This window comes from Saccharopolyspora kobensis, from assembly GCF_900108315.1.
Classification (GTDB): domain Bacteria; phylum Actinomycetota; class Actinomycetes; order Mycobacteriales; family Pseudonocardiaceae; genus Saccharopolyspora; species Saccharopolyspora kobensis.
Window position 1 is genome coordinate 304,751 of record NZ_FNVB01000010.1, and the last position, 13,324, is coordinate 318,074.

Annotated in this window: 12 protein-coding genes; 4 read left to right on the forward strand and 8 right to left on the reverse strand. The window is 68.7% G+C overall.

From position 1 onward, the window contains the following. Positions 1-61: 61 nt before the first annotated feature. From C4T78_RS30745 to C4T78_RS30775, 6 genes are all read right to left on the reverse strand, one after another. Positions 62-883, reverse strand: coding sequence for an ESX secretion-associated protein EspG (locus C4T78_RS30745; RefSeq protein ID WP_093352320.1), 822 nt, complete (start codon positions 881-883; stop codon positions 62-64). 12 nt (positions 884-895) lie between these two features. After that, positions 896-2,194, reverse strand: coding sequence for a hypothetical protein (locus C4T78_RS37345; RefSeq protein ID WP_177247583.1), 1,299 nt, complete (start codon positions 2,192-2,194; stop codon positions 896-898). A 105-nt stretch (positions 2,195-2,299) separates the two neighbouring features. After that, the gene (locus tag C4T78_RS30760) at positions 2,300-2,839 is read right to left on the reverse strand and encodes a DUF3558 family protein (protein ID WP_093352877.1); all 540 of its coding nucleotides are present in this window, start codon (positions 2,837-2,839) and stop codon (positions 2,300-2,302) included. 13 nt (positions 2,840-2,852) lie between these two features. Beyond that, complete coding sequence (locus tag C4T78_RS30765; protein ID WP_235863520.1) at positions 2,853-3,251, reverse strand: hypothetical protein; 399 nt, start codon at positions 3,249-3,251, stop codon at positions 2,853-2,855. A 136-nt stretch (positions 3,252-3,387) separates the two neighbouring features. Then, positions 3,388-3,627: a DUF397 domain-containing protein gene (locus tag C4T78_RS30770; protein ID WP_093352312.1), complete on the reverse strand. Its 240-nt coding sequence runs from the start codon at positions 3,625-3,627 to the stop codon at positions 3,388-3,390. Next, positions 3,624-4,466: a helix-turn-helix domain-containing protein gene (locus C4T78_RS30775; protein ID WP_143185846.1), complete on the reverse strand. Its 843-nt coding sequence runs from the start codon at positions 4,464-4,466 to the stop codon at positions 3,624-3,626. The genes C4T78_RS30770 and C4T78_RS30775 overlap by 4 nt, the downstream gene beginning before the upstream one ends. 111 nt (positions 4,467-4,577) lie before the next feature. On the opposite strand from C4T78_RS30775, the gene C4T78_RS30780 reads away from it, so the two are divergent. Next, positions 4,578-4,793, forward strand: coding sequence for an HC3 family zinc finger protein (locus C4T78_RS30780; RefSeq protein WP_093352307.1), 216 nt, complete (start codon positions 4,578-4,580; stop codon positions 4,791-4,793). 71 nt (positions 4,794-4,864) lie between these two features. After that, entirely contained in the window at positions 4,865-5,194 is a 330-nt protein-coding gene (locus C4T78_RS36645; protein ID WP_177247582.1) for a hypothetical protein, read from the forward strand. Between the two features lie 152 nt (positions 5,195-5,346). Here C4T78_RS36645 and C4T78_RS30790 read toward each other — a convergent pair whose 3' ends face one another. Continuing rightward, complete coding sequence (locus tag C4T78_RS30790) at positions 5,347-6,495, reverse strand: MFS transporter (protein WP_235863519.1); 1,149 nt, start codon at positions 6,493-6,495, stop codon at positions 5,347-5,349. A gap of 96 nt (positions 6,496-6,591) precedes the next feature. Here C4T78_RS30790 and C4T78_RS30795 point away from each other — a divergent pair, with 96 nt between their 5' ends. After that, positions 6,592-6,918 carry an ArsR/SmtB family transcription factor gene (locus C4T78_RS30795; RefSeq protein ID WP_093352305.1) on the forward strand — a complete coding sequence of 109 codons (327 nt, stop codon included), beginning with the start codon at positions 6,592-6,594 and terminating at the stop codon, positions 6,916-6,918. 560 nt (positions 6,919-7,478) lie between these two features. Here C4T78_RS30795 and eccCa read toward each other — a convergent pair. Then, positions 7,479-11,591: a type VII secretion protein EccCa gene (gene eccCa / locus C4T78_RS30800; RefSeq protein ID WP_093352302.1), complete on the reverse strand. Its 4,113-nt coding sequence runs from the start codon at positions 11,589-11,591 to the stop codon at positions 7,479-7,481. 292 nt (positions 11,592-11,883) lie between these two features. Here eccCa and eccD point away from each other — a divergent pair, with 292 nt between their 5' ends. Further along, complete coding sequence (gene eccD / locus C4T78_RS30805) at positions 11,884-13,323, forward strand: type VII secretion integral membrane protein EccD (RefSeq protein ID WP_093352300.1); 1,440 nt, start codon at positions 11,884-11,886, stop codon at positions 13,321-13,323. Position 13,324: the final 1 nt, after the last annotated feature.

The following is a 13,324-nucleotide window of genomic DNA, read 5'->3' on the forward strand; positions in this document are numbered from 1 at the left end:
CGGCGCGGCCGAGCACGGTTTCGCCCGAAACTTACCGGACAATACGGACGAGGTGCAGGTGTCAGGCCGCGGTGCGGACCTCCGCGACGCGGTTCTCCAGCGCCTTGCCCAGATCCGGCGGCGCGAGCGGGGCCAGCACCAGCTCGGGCCCGACGCCGGGCCGCTGCTGCTGGGTCATGCCGTAGCGGCCGTCGGGCTCGCGCGCGTCGAACCACTTGAGCACCTGCGAGCGGCGCATGCGGCCGTTGCGGTCCCGCATGTTCACGGTGAACTGCCCGTCCCGGAGGTGCTGTTCCGCGAGGAGCGAGCGCAGCGCGTCGGCGGCCGACGGATTCCGCCTGGTCGGTGCCGCCGACTGCATCATGTCGACCTCGTCGAAGCTCTCCTCCGGCGCGGCTTTCTCCTGCGCGAGCTCGGCGCACGGGACCGCCAGGCGCGGGCGCTTCCCGGGCGGAGCCGGCGGCATGCCCTGGAGCGCCGCCGCGACCAGCGAAGTGCGCGGGTGCACGGAGATGCGCAGGTCACCGCCGTAGCTCGCGGACTCGCCGGAGTCCTGGACGAGCAGCAGCGCGCCGTCCTCGGCGGCCACCGACATCAGCCGGACGGGCGAATCGGTGGTCTCGTCGGGCAGCCAGAGCCCTTCGATCCACAGCCCCGGCTTGGCCAGCTGCGCCAGCACCTGCCCGAAACGCGGCGCGAGGCCCGTTCCGGCGAGCAGCCCCGCCGCCTGCATCTCGGGCAGCGCGCGCTGGCGCAGCACGGCGCGCTCTTCCAGCGTCGCGCCGTGCGAGCGCACCGCGATCGGGAACGGGTACTCGTCGAAACGCCCGATCTCCCAGCAGAAGTCGAACCACAGCGGTGGCAGCAGCCAACGCTCGGACACGCTTTACCCCCGTCAGTTGCCCCAGTCGCCGAAGACCGGCGGAGCGGTCCTGGGCATGTCGTCCAGCCAGATGTCGTCCTGCTCCTCGAGCCAGCTCGGCCGGTCGTGCTCCTGGTCCTCGCTGCCCTGCCCGCGCTGACCGGCACCGGCGCCCATCCCGCCACCGGCACCACCGCGAGCACCGGCGCCACCGGCGGCGGCACCACCGACACCGCCCGCACCGGCTCCGGTACCGAGCCCGCCCATGCCCGCGCGGCCGCCGGCGCCCATGCCGGGGCCACCGGCACCGGCACGACCACCGGCGCCCATGCCACCGGCACCGCCGGGACCGCGACCGCCCGCACCGAGGCCGCCAGGCCCGCGACCACCCGGCCCGCCGGGACCGCCGCCGGGCGGCATCGCGCCGAGGAAACCACCGCCGCCACCACCGGGCGGAGTGCTACCGGGCGGCGGAGCGCCCAGGCCCGGCCCGGGGAGGTTCGGCTGCCCGGCCCACTGCGAACTGCTCTGCGCCGGAGGCGTGTAGCCGCCGCCCGGCAGGCCACCGCCGCCGGGAATGCTGCCGCCACCCGGCACGCCGCCACCGCCGGGAACGCTCCCGGAGGGCTGCCCGGAAATCCCGGAGGGCGTGGAGGAAATCGCCTGCTGGTTGCTCCGCCCCTGGTCCGGTGGCGGAGGAGGGTTCAGCGGATCGACCGGTGGAGGGAACGTCGGAGTGCTGGAGTCGACGGACTCGTAGCCGGAGGCGTAGACGTTCTGCACGAGCTGCCGAGCCTGCTGCGTGGCCTCCCGCTGCTCCATGAGCTGCTGCGCACCATCGATCATGCCGCCGCCGGGCGAGATGACGGTCCGGAACCCGTTCCGCAGCCCGTCGAACTCCTTCGGAGGCTCCAGCGTCGCCTTCGTCTGCCCAGCAGCATTCCCGGCTTCCTGGATCTTCAGCCCGGTGCCACGAACAGCGTCGCCAAGCTGCTGTCCCCAGTCCTGCAGCGGTTTCGCAGCGTTCAGGCCCGCCTCAGCAGCCTCACCCTGCAGTCGGTCACCCGCGATTCTGCGTGAGTCTGATTCAAGATCTGCGAAGACTTCAGCGAACTCCTCGCCAAGCGCGATCCAGGCCTGGCCGGATTCGTTGATCTCCTGCGGCTGGAGCGACTGCCCGAGCTGGTTGTACAGCCGAGCGTGATCCCAGTCGTTCCAGTTGTCGCGCTGAGCGATCGAAGCCGGGTCAGTGCCCTGAATGTCCAGGCCTGCCTGCTGCTGCGCCAACTGCTGTCCGCGCTTCTGGCTGGCAGCAGTAGCAGCCTCCGACATGAGACGACGCTGCTCCTCGGCCCGCGTCTCACCTATCCCCGTGACTCTGGAGAACGCATCCCCAACCGCCCCGAAGTCAACCATGCCATCCCCCTCGGCTAACCCCTACTTCGGCAACTTCGGCTCGACGACCTGAGCGATCTCCATCGCCTTGGCACAGGCGACGTCATTGCCCTGATTTTTGTCAGACGAGTAGTTGATCTGCACGGAAATCGAGCCGCTACCGGCTAGAACGATCTGCGTGCACATCCCCAGGCCCGCCGAGCCCTTTGTTGCAGTCTTGATGCCTTCGTGAGAGCCAACCCGGTTCGTCTCGAAAATGCCGAACCTGTCCTTCCGGCCCTCCCAGTAGGCCATATCGCTCTCGTCGGACTTATAGACCGTCAGCAAGAAGTCATCCGTCTTGAAGTCACACCCGGTCTCGCCGATGCCCTGATCGACGGGCTCGCCCGGCTTGGTAACCCCGTACGACTGGAGGTCGCTCTCCGAGAGAGCGGTGCACGGATCAAACCCAGCCAACGACGAACCGCCCGCTGACTGCGACGGGTCCGTTGTCGGATCCTGAGTGCCTCCAGGACCGCCGCACGCAGCAAGAAGCGCGGCTCCAGCGAGAGTGCTTGCGATGACGAAGAAAGTCCTAGACATAGCCACCATCAGATCAGACGCTTCGGTTCAGGTTGCGCGAGTGGTCGTCGTCAGTGTTCTGCATGTCGCGAGCCGAGTCCCTGTAGGCCTGGGCCATGTCCCGCAAGATCTGCTGCGTCCTGTCCAGGATCGCGAGAATGCCAACCTCCGGCGCGTTCACCTTGTCGTCGAACTTCTTCTCCAGCTGACGACCGATGAAGCAGTCTCCAAACGCGCCAGTAGCGATCAGTCGGTCCGTCCGCGAGGACAAGGCCTGCACCTTGTCAGCCTTTTCCTCGTAGAACCGGCCCAGTTCCTCGGCAGCGTCCGGCGTCATCCTGACCTTGCCGCTGTCGACTGCAGCGCGCAGGCCTGCGGCCTGTCCGGCGAGCGCGCTGGCGCCGGCGGCGAAGCCTTCCATCCCCGTTGTCACGGAGTCCCCCTACCCGTTCGTGATCAGTACAGGTCACACGCTGGTGTGATCACGACAGCAGAGAGTACAAGAGCCCGCCTGCGGAGCGGGACAACATTCGCGAAACTTCTTCCACAGACCGCCCGGACGGCCCTGCCTACCAGCGACGATCCCGCAACCCTGAGACGAACGTCGCCCACTGCCTCCGAGGGAAGGCCAACACGGCCCCACCGGGATCCTTCGAGTCCCGAACCCCGACCACCTCAACCCCAGCAGCCACCTCGACGCAGTTCCCCTCGGCAGCGCTGTACGAGGACTTCAACCACGCCACCTCGACGCAGTTCGAGGTCGAGCCCGACCTGCTCGACTTCCGCCAGCCGCCTAACTCAGGCGTCATCTCGCCTCGCTCTCGTACTCCTTCAGGTACTTCTGCAGTATCTCCCGCGAGGTCGCCGAGCTGGAAGCTTGATCGTCCAACCTCTCCACTGCATCGAAGAAGAAGGTCACGTCGTCCGGCTCATCGATGAAGGCGCCCGACCTCCGCGCTTCCAGGTAGACGACCGGGCGCGGCTTGCCGAACTCAAAGAGCACGAACGTGCCGCTCAACCCTGCATGCGCACCAACGGACAGAGGGATCACTCGGACGGTGATGTTCGGTTCCTCCGAGGTGGAGATGAGCTGGCGCAGCTGATCAGCCATCACCTTGGCTCCGCCAATAGGCCTTGTCAGAGCGGTTTCATCGATGAAGCAACGCAGCGCTACAGGGTTGCGCTTGGTCAGGATCCCTTGCCTGACTTGGCGAATAGAGACGTGGTCATCGATTCTGTCCTCTGGAACGCCGGACGCTTCCATCACCGTTCGCGTGTACGCCCTGGTCTGCAACAAGCCGGGTACGACGTTGAGGGTTACATCAGTGATCGACACGGCCCGTTGCTCTGCATCGATCAGCGCCGTCAACTGTTGAGGAAGTTCGCCACCCAGCTCCCACCAAGCCGGCTCGCGGATCTCGCGGGCCATCTTCAACAGGCGTTCGCGCTCTACACCCTTCACACGGAGCACGTCGAGGATGGCCTCGACGTTGTGCATCAGGATTCCGCGGCGCGCGGTCTCGATGCGACTGACCTTCGCCTCGGACCAGCCAAGTACGCGCGCGAGGTCCCGCGCCGTAATGCCTGCCGCATTGCGCGCAGCCCGGAGCTCCTTCGCCAGGGCACGTGCCCGTGGGGTGTCAGACATGAACACAGCTTACGAGCGGCCGGGCACCCGTTTGATCTCGCTCTTTCGTGTAATTGCCCAGTTTGCCCGACACGGGCAAGCTTGCCTGCATCGAGAAAGACGGGAGTCGAAATGTCGACCTACTTGAAGTACGTGTGGCGTCCGGTCACCGGCGGTCGCCACGCTTTCCCCATCGCAGCAACGAAAACTCCTCACGGCGAGGAGGTCGAGGCCTACTGCGGAGTCACGGCTCCCGCGTCCGAGCTGCATGACCGGTCCGAAGTGGACTGGGTGCGTGAGAGCTCGTGCATGAAGTGCTGGCGGCATCTCGCCGACAAGGGCCCGTGACGCCGTCCGCCTACCGATTGCTGATTTCGCGCGACATCGCGCCACAACCGCCTGCGAAAGGACACCCCGTCATGTTCTGGATCCAGCTCAGCACGTTCGTCCTGTTCAACGTTCTCCTGGTCGCGTTGATCGCCACACAGGTTCCGTTCGGAGGCTTGAGATTCGCGACAGGCCAGCATGCCGGAACAGGAGACGGCGAGTACACGGTGTGGCATCTCATCGCCGATGTCGAAGCCGAACGCCATCGCGACGCCGCCGACGCCGGTGCTCATGCGCGCCGCCGCGAGCGACCACCCATAGCGCTAGACCCTCCAGCACAGCCCGAAAACGGACCTGAACTGCGGTTCCCCGAACTTGACCCCGACGACCAGCCCACCGGACGCCACCACCTCCGCACGTAAAGCGTCGTAAGAACCCGACCCCCGAAGCCGGGTCGGTGCGGCACGACATCCCCCGGCCACCGCCGCACCGCCCCACCCCGGCGGCCGGGCGCGAACCCCTCCCCGCGCCCGGCCGCCGCCCCCGCAGGTCGTCCTGTTCGGAAGAGTTCCTGCTACGCCGGAATCGGGGTTTTTGCCGCTGAACTGGTGGTTTTGACTGCGAGGAGCAGGCCCAGGAGAGCGATCACCGCCGCCGTTGGGGCCAGCCAGGGCGTGCCCGCTGCTGCCAGGACCGTTCCGCCGATCGCCGAGCCGAGGCCCGCTCCGACGTAGATCGCCGAGCCGTTCAGGCCGAGCGCCACCGTCGGGGCGTCCGCGGCCAGCTCGAACAGGCGGTGCTGCTGCGGCACCATCAGCATTCCGCTGAAGGCGCCCGCTCCGAAGCCGATCAGCAGGGTCGTCGGGAGCGTCAGCGCAGCCCAGTTGAGCAGGGCGAACACCAGGGCCATGCCGGCCAGCGAGAGCAGCAGGACCCGCTTCGGGCCGAAGCCGTCGGTGCCGCGGCCCGCCAGCGAGTTGCCCGCCACCTGACCGACGCCGAAGGCCACCAGCACCCACGACAGCATCGCTCCCGGCGCGGCCGATCCGAGCAGCAGCGGCAGGTAGGCGAAGACGGTGAAGCTGGCGAACATGCCCACGACCGTGATCAGCAGGACCTTCACCACCGCCGGGCGCACCAGGACCGCGAGCCGGTCCCGCAGCCCGACCACTGGCAGCCGCACCTGCGGCAGCACCGGGATCGCGGCCGCCACCAGCACTCCGACCACGCCGATCGCCCACATCACCGCGCGCCAGCCGAACCACTGCCCGCCCAGCACGCCGAGCGGCACGCCGAGCACCGTCGACGCGGTCATCCCGGCGGCCACCGTCGCCAGCGCTCGGCCGCGCTGCTCCGGAGCGGCGAGCGCTCCGGCCACCGCGTAGGCGTTCGCCTGGAACGCCGCCGCGCCGAGCGCCGCCAGCACCCTGGCCACCGCCACCACCGCGAACGTCGTGCCGAGCGCCTGCCCCGCCATGCCGACCGTGAACAGCGCGAGCCCGCCGCCGAGCAGCACCCGCCGGTCCCAGCTCCCGGTCACCGACGCGATGACCGGCGAGCCCACCGCGTAGGTCACCGCGAACAGCGTCGTCAGCTGACCCGCCACCGATTCGGAAACCCGGAGATCCCGGGCGATTTCGGGCAGCAGCCCGTTGAGGATGAAGCCGTCGGCGCCGACCGCGAAGGTGCCCACGGCGAGAACGAGCAGCGTGCTGAACCGCAACCGATCATTCGATGAACGTCGAATCGTCACGGGGCATGATCATGCTGAACCATTCGATGCTTGTCAAACAATCGAAGGGAAGTAGGCTCGGCGCTCGTGACCCGCACGCTCCCGCAACCCGGCCGCAACGATCTGGACATCCTGAAGGTGCTGCACGCACTGGCGGATCCGGTGCGGCTCGAACTGCTCCACACCCTCAGCCGCGAGACCGAGCCGTCGGTCTGCTCGCTGGACGCCTACGACGTCGACGTCAGCGCGCCGACGCTCTCCCACCACTGGCGGGTGCTGCGCGAAGCCGGTCTGACCACGACCTTCGTCAACGGCCGAAACCGCTGGGTGGAGCTGCGCCGCGAGGACCTGTCAGCCCGCTTCCCCGGCCTGCTCGAAGCGGTCCTCACCGCCTTCGAACACCGCCCCTCCTGACCCCTCGAGACGCAATTTCAATTGAAATTTGACGTCAAATTTCAATTGAAATCGCACGAAATCGGACGTGCCGTCGGCGTGTCGGGTGCCCGACGCGCCGACGGCGCGCGCAACTTCCATTGAAATCGAAGGGCTGATTTCCATTGAAATTGCGGACCCCGGGGTCCCCGGCCCCCGGCCCCCGGGGACCCCGGGACACCGGACACCGGATCCCCGGGACACCGGACACCGGACACCGGACACCGGGACACCGGGTCCCCAGACACCGGGGCACCGGGCACCGGGCACCGGATCCCCAGGGCACCGAGGCACCAGGGCACCGGGCACCGGGCACCGGATCCCCTGGGCACCGAGGCACCAGGGCACCGGGACACCCACCCTGGGGCACCGGATCCCCGGGGCACCCGCCCTAGGACACGGGGCTCCGGGGCTCCGGGGCATTGGGCCTTCGGGTGTCGGGGCCTGGGTACCGGGGTGGCAGCGGGAGAACTTGCCGGGGAACGGGAGAAGCCCTCCTCGGCCGAGGCCGAGGAGGGCTTCTACTGATCAGACCGTGACGATCACTCCGGCGGGATGAACGCCGTCTGGATCATCTGCGGGCCACCGCGCAGGCTGCGGGACACCAGGGTGCCTCGGCCCGGCGGGAGCTGGCGGGACTTGATGTTGGCCACCAGCTGGCCGTCGTCCTTGTTCGCGCTCATCGCCAGACCCGGGGCCGACGTCTCGCGCATCTTGCCGATCAGCGGTTCGTACAGCGCACGTCCCGCACCACCGGAGTTGCGGGCCAGCACGATGTGCAGACCCACGTCGCTGGCCGTCGGGATGAACTCCGCCAGCGGCGCCAGCGGGTTGTTGCCCTGCGGTGCCACCAGCTCGTAGTCGTCGACGATGACGAACAGCTCCGGGCCCTTCCACCAGGAGCGGTTCTTCAGCTGCTCCTGCGTCACGTCCGGGCCGGGCAGGCGCTTCTTCAGCGAGCCCACCACGTCCTTGACGTTGCCCTTGAGCTGGTCCGCACCCACCGAGTACTCCAGCAGGTGGCCGGTGTTCAGGAAGCCCAGCATCGTGCGCCGGTAGTCGACCAGCAGGATGAGCGCTTCCTTCGGCGTGTACCGCTCGGTGATGCCCCGCACGATCGTGCGCAGCAGGGCCGTCTTGCCCGACTCCCGCTCGCCGAACGCGTAGAAGTTCGGCTCGGCGGCGAAGTCCAGGTAGACCGGGTGCAGGCCGTCCTCGTTGATGCCGATCGGCACCAGCTTCGGGTTCGGCTGCTGCTCCGGGCGCGGCAGCTGCTGGTGCGGCAGCAGGTCGGGCAGCAGCCGGACCTGCGGCGCCGGGCGGCCCTTCCAGGAGCTCTTGACCCGGTTCACCAGGTCAGCGACACCGTCGGAAACGTCCTCGTTGTACAGCTCCCAGCCCATCCGCGGCGCGCGGACCGGCTTGCCCTCGTCGATCTCCCGCTTGACCAGCTCGATCTCCGCCTCGACGCGGTCGCCGATGGTCTCGCTGTCCACGCGGGGCAGCGCGGTGAGGAAGTGCAGCTTGGAGCCGTGCATACCGCGACCCGGCCGGCCCTGCGGCACCTTCACCGCGAACTTGCGGTCGATCTCCGACTCGCTCGTGTCACCCAGCCGCAGCTCGACGCGGGTCTGCATCAGGTCCTTCATCGCCGGGCGGATCTCCGCCCAGCGCGCCGCGGTCACGAACACGTGCACGCCGTAGGCGAGACCGTTGGCCGCCAGGTTCAGCACGTCCTGCTCGAGGGTCTCGAACTCCTCGCGGAAGGTCCGCCAGCCGTCGATGATCAGGAACGCGTCGCCGAACGGGTCGTCGTCGAACTCACCGCGCCGACGCCGGTTGCGGTAGTCGTTCATGCCCTCGATGCCGTGCTGCTGGAAGCGGGCTTCCCGCTCGCTGAGCATCGTCTTCAGCTCGGCGATCGTCCGGCGGACGGCGTCCTGGTCGCGCCGGGTGCCGTAACCACCCATGTGCGGCAGGCCGCGCAGCGCCGCGATCGAACCACCACCGAGGTCGATGCAGTAGAACTGCACCTCCTGCGGGGTGTGGGTCAGCGCCATCGAAGCGATCATCGCGCGGACCGTGTTCGACTTGCCGGCGCCGACACCGCCGACGATCGCGCCGTGACCGCCCTGACCGCTCAGGTCGAGGATGTACGGGTCCTGGCGCTGGTGGTACGGCACGTCGATCAGGCCGATCGGCACCTGGAGCCGACCGCTGCCCGCGTAGCCCGCCGCGGTGTAACCGCGGTCGTCGGTCTGCTGCAGCGGCGGCAGCAGGCTGTCCAGCGTCGGCGGGGTGTCCAGCGGCGGCAGCCACACCTGGTGGGCGGGCGGGCCCTGGCCGTGGACCTTGTTGATGATGATCTGGAAGTCGGTCGGGTCGAGGTCGCTCTTCTTCTCTTCCTTGACCTCTTCGACGGCCGGCTTCTCCGGCTCCTTCGGCTTCTCCACGTAGTCCGGGATGAAGCGGCGCGGCATCTTCTCACCGGTGACCGGCGACGAACCGCCCTTGAGCGCCGGGCGGCGACCGCTGGTCTGGTTCACGTGCCCGGACACGTACGCGGCGCGGAACCGCTCCATGCCGTTGGGGTGCTTCAGGTAGCCGTGACCACCGGTGGTGGGCAGGTCGGCGGCGTCCGGGACACCGATCGCCGCGCGGGAGTCCGCCGCGTTGAAGGTCTTCAGACCGATCCGGTAGGACAGGTGCGAGTCCAGGCCGCGCAGCTTGCCCTCTTCCAGCCGCTGGGACGCGAGCAGCAGGTGGACCTGCAGCGAACGACCCAGTCGACCGATCTCGTTGAAGAGGTCGGCGAACTCCGGCTGCTTGGACAGCAGCTCGGAGAACTCGTCGATGACCACGAACAGCGCGGGCAGCGGCTCCTGGCAGCGGGCGTCGCCCGCCTCGCCCATCTTCCGGTAGTCCCAGACGTTCTTCGCGCCCGCCTTGTTCAGGACCTCCTGACGGCGGTTCATCTCACCGGCGAGCGCGTCCTGCATGCGGTCGATCAGCGAGCCGTCGCCCTCGAGGTTCGAGATGTTCGCCGACACGTGCGGCGCCGGGTCGAACCCGTTGAAGGTCGCACCACCCTTGAAGTCGACGACCACGAAGTTGAGCATCGACGACGAGTGGGTGGCGATCAGGCCGAGCACGATGGTGCGCAGGAACTCGGACTTACCGGAACCGGTCGAACCGACGCACAGACCGTGCGGGCCCATACCGCCGGAGGCGGTCTCCTTGATGTCCAGGTGGACGATCTCGCCGTGCTCGCCGGGGCCGATCGCGACGCGGTAGAGGTCGTCGCGGGACCGCGGCCGCCAGGCCTCGTTGAGGTCGAAGGTGACGACGTCGCCCGCCAGGCCCAGCTGCTCGATGTAGTTCAGCGGCGTGGTCAGCGGCTCGTAGCCACCGCTGTCGGCGTCGGCCGAAGCACCCGCGCCACCGGCGACCCGGTACGGGGCCATCTGGCGGGCCAGCGCGGCGGCTTCCTCCATGGTCAGCGAGTCCGGCTTGCCGAACCACTCCACACCGCTGCCGCCGCGAGCACCGATCCGGTCCTCCTCGACGACCATCCGCATGCCGCGGCGCGCGGTGAGCTGGCCGAGCAGGTCGGACAGGTCGATCATGGTGACGCCTGCCAGGCCGCCCTCGACGTAGAGCGCCTCCTCGCGGCTGATCTCGGCGTCGTCGATGATGATCACGATGTGCGGCTGGCCGTCCGGCGGCGCCGCGTTGCGCTGGAAGCGCGGCCGCTCGGCGAGCTGCTCGGAGAGCATCTGCTCCAGCGCGGCCAGCGAACCGGCCATCAGCCGCATCTGGCCGATGCCGTCGGTCTCGGTCGGGTGCTGGGCGTGCGGCAGCCACTTCACCCACTCCCACTCGGTGCGCGCGCGGCCGCTGCTGGCGACCGCGATCATCACGTCGTCGGGGGTGTGGAAGGTGGCCAGCTGGCACACCATCGCGCGGGCCAGCGAGCGCACGAGCTCCTTGTCGCCCTGCAGGCCGACCGCGGCGAAACCGCGCAGCGAGGTGGCGATCGGCAGGTCCGGGACCAGCGAGTGCGCGCGGACGAAGCGCCGCAGGGCCAGCGTGGTGATCGGCTCCAGCTCGTCGACCGGGCCGGTCTGCGGCGGCACCAGGCGGGTTTCCAGCCGCTGCGAACCGCGGCCCACGCGCACCTGGCAGAAGTCGTTGTCGTTCGGGCGTCGCTCCCACATGCGCCGGCTCGGGCCGACCGCCAGCGACCACAGTGTCTGCGGGTCGGGGTGCACCCACTCCCGCGCCAGCCGCTGCTCGTCGGCGGCCTCCCTGGCGCGGTCGCGCATCTGACCGAGGTACCGCAGGTAGTCCTTGCGGTCCTCGTTCATCTCGGCCTTCTTCTGGCCGCCTTCCTTGCCACCCCCGGCCATCATCCCGAACGTTGAGATGAGCATCATCATCGGCATCATCATCATCATCGGGTTGTTCTGCGCCCGCTGGAGCATGAAGACCATCATTCCCAGCGAAGCGACGATCATGACGGCCGGCAGGACCTTCTGGACGATGTTGCCCGGAATGGTCCGCGGGATCTCCGGCGGTGGTTCGAGGTGCACCTCCCCGCCCGGTGGCCTGGGAGCGGCCAGGCGTGGCGTTCGCTTGAACTGCAGCGTGCTCACCGGACGCAACAACCTTTCCGTGTCAAACGTGCTCTCGATGTCGCGCCCAGCATTCTGCACAGCTGCGGCGCCACCGGCGGCGGGGTGGGAGTCGGACGTGACCAAGCAGATATCAAGTCGTTGGCACGAGTTCCGCCAAACCCGTCACCCCTCGACGGTCGGTGTGGCCATACTAGGGGCGCTCTCCGGCCAGGCGGGTCGGTTTCGCAAAGAAAAACTCGCCTTGGTTGGATCGAGCCCCAGACGACAAATGAATGCAAGGCAATCAACCTTCAGGGAGTAGGGGGCCCAAGTGGCGACCGGGACCACGGTGTTCAGCCGCGTGACGGTGGTGGCACCTACAACTCGCATCGACCTGGCGCTGCCTTCCGACGTGTCGGTGGCAGACCAGCTGCCGATGCTGCTGGATATGGCCCGCGAGACGACGCCGGACGGCGGTTCGCGGCACGGGGGCTGGGTCCTGGCACGGCTTGGCGACAGCGAGCCGCTCGAACCGAACCAGTCGCTGGCCGCGCAGGGCATCGTGGACGGCGACATGCTCCAGCTGCGGCGCGGTGCGGACAACCCGCCGCCGCCGCTGTACGACGACGTGGTGGACGCGCTCGCCGAGGCCGAGCCCGGCAGCTACCGGCCCTGGACCAAGGAAACCGCGGCGAAGATCGGCCACACCGCGGGTGCGCTGGCGCTGATCGGCGCGGCCGCGGCCATCGGGCTGGCCGGCCCGGCCGGGCTGCTGCACGCCAACATGGACCTCACGACCGGAGTCGTGTACCAGATCGTGGCCGCCGTGCTCGGCATGGTCGTGGCGATCTTCGCGACCGGCGTCGGTTCCATCGTGACCCGCGCGTACGCCGCGCCGACCACCGGAACCGTCATCGCGGCGGCGGGCGGTCTGCCGTTCGCCTTCGTCGCCGGTTTCAACATGGTGCCCGGCAACGCGCTGGAGCCGAGGCTGCTGCTGGCCAGCGCGCTGATGCTGATCTTCGCCTCGGTGGCGATCATGGTGATCGGCGCGGGCATCGTCACGTTCATCGCGGCGGCCACCGCGGGCGCCTTCGGCACCGTGGCGTTCATCATCGGCACCCTGGTGCCGCAGGCCAACACCGCGGGCATCGCCGCCGGTGTCGCGGCCGTCGGCCTGGCCGGCATCTCGCTGCTCCCGCGCATCACCATCCAGCTCGCGAAGCTGCCGCTGCCGCACGTGCCGGGCAGCGCGGAGGACCTGAAGGAAGACACCGGGTTCCCGGACTACCGGATGATCGAGCGGCAGACCGGCCTGGCGCACCAGTACATGACCGGCCTGATCGTCGGCTGCGGCATCGTCGCGGCGCTCGGCGCGGTGGTGGCCGCGGTGTTCAGCCCGGTCTGGGGCGCGGCGTTCGCCGTCGTGGTCTCCGCGGTGCTGCTGCTGCGCGGCCGCAACTACGCCAACGGCAGCCAGGCGATCGCCCTGCTGTTCAGCGGTCTGCTGTCCTCGCTGGGCGTCACCATCGGCCTGCTGGCGCAGGTCGGCACGATGCCGATCGCGGTGGCCTGGGTGTTCCCGCCGCTGCTGCTGCTGGGCGTGCTGTCGATCATCTTCGGCGTGGTGTTCCCGAACCGCCGGTTCTCGCCGGTGCAGCGCCGCATGGTGGACATCCTGGAGGCGGTCCTGATCGCCCTGGTGCTGCCGCTGGCGCTGGCCGCGATGGACCTCTACATGTACATCCGCGACCTCAACATCAACTTCTGAG

What these genes read in the sequence shown, in the direction of transcription:
- C4T78_RS36645 (WP_177247582.1), top strand. Translation starts at nt 4,865, where the DNA reads ATGTTCTGGATCCAGCTCAGCACGTTCGTCCTGTTCAACGTTCTCCTG.
- C4T78_RS30775 (WP_143185846.1), bottom strand. Translation starts at nt 4,466, where the DNA reads ATGTCTGACACCCCACGGGCACGTGCCCTGGCGAAGGAGCTCCGGGCT.
- C4T78_RS30760 (WP_093352877.1), bottom strand. Translation starts at nt 2,839, where the DNA reads ATGTCTAGGACTTTCTTCGTCATCGCAAGCACTCTCGCTGGAGCCGCG.
- C4T78_RS30780 (WP_093352307.1), top strand. Translation starts at nt 4,578, where the DNA reads ATGTCGACCTACTTGAAGTACGTGTGGCGTCCGGTCACCGGCGGTCGC.
- C4T78_RS37345 (WP_177247583.1), bottom strand. Translation starts at nt 2,194, where the DNA reads ATGTCGGAGGCTGCTACTGCTGCCAGCCAGAAGCGCGGACAGCAGTTG.
- C4T78_RS30770 (WP_093352312.1), bottom strand. Translation starts at nt 3,627, where the DNA reads ATGACGCCTGAGTTAGGCGGCTGGCGGAAGTCGAGCAGGTCGGGCTCG.